This window comes from Corynebacterium variabile, from assembly GCF_006539825.1.
In the GTDB taxonomy this organism is placed as follows: domain Bacteria; phylum Actinomycetota; class Actinomycetes; order Mycobacteriales; family Mycobacteriaceae; genus Corynebacterium; species Corynebacterium variabile.
The window spans coordinates 1-1,857 of sequence record NZ_BJNT01000047.1; the positions used below are offsets into that span (position 1 = coordinate 1).

3 protein-coding genes are annotated in these 1,857 nt (G+C 62.6%); 1 reads left to right on the forward strand and 2 read right to left on the reverse strand.

Annotated elements, in window-relative coordinates; all coding sequences use genetic code 11:
- Positions 1–237: 237 nt before the first annotated feature.
- The gene (locus CVA01_RS14655; protein WP_141331807.1) at positions 238–747 is read left to right on the forward strand and encodes a hypothetical protein; all 510 of its coding nucleotides are present in this window, start codon (positions 238–240) and stop codon (positions 745–747) included.
- A gap of 59 nt (positions 748–806) precedes the next feature.
- On the opposite strand, the gene CVA01_RS14660 is transcribed toward CVA01_RS14655, so the two are convergent.
- Entirely contained in the window at positions 807–1,019 is a 213-nt protein-coding gene (locus CVA01_RS14660; RefSeq protein WP_141331809.1) for a hypothetical protein, read from the reverse strand.
- Between the two features lie 11 nt (positions 1,020–1,030).
- Positions 1,031–1,528, reverse strand: coding sequence for a hypothetical protein (locus tag CVA01_RS14665; RefSeq protein ID WP_141331811.1), 498 nt, complete (start codon positions 1,526–1,528; stop codon positions 1,031–1,033).
- Positions 1,529–1,857 lie beyond the last annotated feature (329 nt).

Sequence of the window (1,857 nt, forward strand, 5' to 3'; positions counted from 1 at the left end):
CTACCTCCGCCAGGCGGCCGATGCCCTACGCCAGCGGGACCGGGGGTGGGCAGCGCAGTACATCTATAACGCCTGGCAGGCCTACGCCCACCCTTCGGCCCTGGCCGCCTGACCCCCGCAGCTTCGCTGCGGGGGTACACCGCTGCCTGGACCCTCACTTATCCTCTCACCCTGACTGTTTCCCCGTCCCTCTGGGACACTGGGCACTACGCCCGCAACGAATGAAAGGCCAGCTCAATGAAGCTCTACCCCTACGCCCGCCTGAACCATCACGAGGGCGGGCCGGACCACGTCGTCGCCCTGTTCAGCAGCTCCCCATCGAAGCGGACCGCGGCGTTCATCAAGTCCTGCGCCGTGGACCGCACCGAGGACCTGGACGGCCTCCTCGCCGCCGCCTGGGAGATGCTCGGTGCGGAGCTGCCCATCGACGGTGTGGCGCTCTCCCGGCTCTGCCTGGACGCCTACACCGCGGTCGGCGGCGATGATCAGCCGATCCGCCCGGGCGACGCCGAAGCGGACCGATCACCGGGTAGCTGGGCGACGTGGCTACAGGCCGCCGACGGCGAGTTTTACCAGTTCAGAGTGGACATCTCGCACGATAAATGGAGCGAATCCAGCGTCCCTGAGCTGATTTCGGTGATCGTGTTCAGCGACCCGCTGCCGGGGGAGAAGAAGAGCGGCTGGGCCTATCCCCGGCCTGGGTACAACCTGACCGGTGAGCCGGTCAGGCCGTTCAGGCTGCACTGATACAACGAAACGATCCCCGCACCCACGGTGCGGGGATCGTTGTCGGCGCCGGGAATGAGCTATGACGGCTTTTCCGTGTAAATCGCCAGCATCGCCAGCCCGAGCGTCCCAAGAGCGACGAAGTCGGCGAACCTAGACCGATCAAATTCGGCGTCCCATCCAAACGCAACCCGGAGGAATGAGTACGCCCCCAGAATAAGGATCATAACCACCCACCGGAGGACGAATCTCTTAAAGATTTGGCCCCATCTACCGAACGAGTGTTCTGTCATTTATGGTCTTTCTACCAGCTGCCTCGGCATTGGAAGCCCCAGTAAGCGAACATACCAGCTAGCACCGCGGCGTTTCTTTTGATGCCCTGTTTTGCCAGGTACTTAACGGCTTCCTTAGCCGCCTTGGCGTAGTTCTTCTGGCCAATTGCTGCGGCGACGACATTGATGTCAAAAACCGACTTCACGTCATCAGAGGCCTTACCCTTAATGCAGCTCAGGAAGGTCCCCGCCCCACGTGGAGTGATCTGGCCGGGCCGCGCGGAGTTTTCCTGGATAGCCTGGGCTGCTACGTCAGCGCCCAGGAAGTCGTTGAGAGCAGCGCGTGCTTCGTCGTCGCTAGTGGCATTGTCCACGGCCTCGAAGTAGCGCGCTGCGGCTGCTTCATCAAAGACTTCGGCAGCAGCGGACGTGGACGCCGGGGTTTCTGCAGCTGCCACAGGGGCAGCTGCGAGGGGCAGAGCCAGGGTTAGCGCCAGGGCGGCAAATCTGCTCATTGACTTTTTCGACACTGGAGAGTCCTTCCTGAGTGAGGTTGAAGTTTCACCCCTAAGTGTCTTGGCACGTCTTTCCTCTGTCAATGGTCACCCCTAACAGGGGGCACAGTCACTGACTGCGCAGTCTCGGCGGCAGCCCGTCCCCCCCTCGGCCAGGATCGCAGCAACTGCGCGGCCTCCTCGGGGGCGGCGACGAGTGGCAAGTGCCACCACCCCGTTCCCTGAGGACTAGGTCTGACACAACCCCGCACCACGCGGGGTTGTGGTTTCCTCTTGTCTACGGGACACCGCCGTAGGCTGTCAGCATGAGCGAATCAGCAGGTAAAAGTGATAAGGCCCCGCAG